Annotated in this window: 2 pseudogenes; one reads left to right on the top strand and one right to left on the bottom strand. The window is 42.0% G+C overall.

What is annotated here, in order from left to right:
- Positions 1-778: pseudogene (locus ATN92_RS00010) on the top strand (IS5 family transposase); the annotation flags it as partial.
- Position 779: 1 nt separating this feature from the next.
- On the opposite strand, the pseudogene ATN92_RS00005 reads toward ATN92_RS00010, so the two are convergent.
- Positions 780-1,079, bottom strand: a pseudogene (locus ATN92_RS00005) (transposase); the annotation flags it as partial.
- Positions 1,080-1,251: the final 172 nt, after the last annotated feature.

Genomic DNA, 1,251 nt, shown 5'->3' with positions numbered 1-1,251 from the left:
CAAGCAATATTTCTCGAGCGCAATTTGCGTTAATACAACCTGATTTAGAAAACTTCCGCAAGCATACAAGACCGCGTCGTTATGATCTTTATGACGTATTCAATGCCATCCTTTACTCGCTTACTACAGGGTGTCAATGGCGTGAATTACCGCACGATTTCCCGGAATGGCACACTGTCTACCACTATTACGATATGTGGCGAGATAAACCAGACCCGACAGCCGATTCACTATTAGAAAGTCTTTTAAAAAAACTGTTGCTTACTATCGCTTTGCACAGGGCCGATCGGCCCGAACGTCGTTTGTGATTGTTGATGCTCAAAGTGTTAAAACCACTGATTTAACGAAAAATAGTGGCTACGATGGCGGCAAAAAGATTTCAGGGATTAAGCGTCATATGGCGGTTGATATTAATGGTTTACCACAAGCCGTTCTCGTGACACGAGCTAATGTATCAGATCGTTCAGGTGCATTGGCTATGTTTATTAGTTTGGCTAGCCAAAATTTATAGCTGGTTCAGCATGTCATGGTTGATGGTGGCTACACTGGCAATGACTTTGCGGATCAGGTGAAGCTCATTTTGAATGCTAAGACGACGGTAGTTAAACGCAACGAGTTGCATATGTTCACGGTGTTACCGCAACGATGGATCGTTGAACGTTCATGGAGTTGGCTAGACAAATGTCGGCGACTTTGGAAAAACTGTGAACGTGCCCTTAACAGCAGTCTTCAAATGGTTGTATTGGCCTTCCTGAAGATAGTTCTTAAAAGATACTAGACAGGTTCTTAGTAGCTAGTTTAAATTCGTGAGCAATCATTCCTGGTGACCAGCTTAGACGTAAATGGTTGAGAATTTTTTGCTTTAACTCATCGCTCAGCTTAGTTTTCCGACCACATCGTGATCGCTTGTATTCGGCATCTGTTTGTGCTAATTCAGCCTGATAAGGTTGACATCGAGATAATTCATAAGAAATTGTTGACGGTGATCGGTTCAGCCGAACGCCCATTTGGATATTGGACAGCCCTAGTTCACAAAAGGTTTCGATTTTAATTCGTTCGGAATAGGTTATACTAGACAAAAGATCAGCTCCTAAAAGATGGGTTTGTGGTAAACACCATTTTAAAGGAAGCTGATCTTTTTTGTCCGAACAGCGTTCGGATTAATTTTACAATCTACCGTTTTGATAGGTTTGATTTGCGATGCTGGTCAGCGTTTTATCAAGGTAACTGCCCAGATTGTATGCAGGAATT

It is taken from the genome of Companilactobacillus bobalius, assembly GCF_009764355.1.
This window is presented reverse-complemented; position numbering and strand designations above follow the sequence as displayed.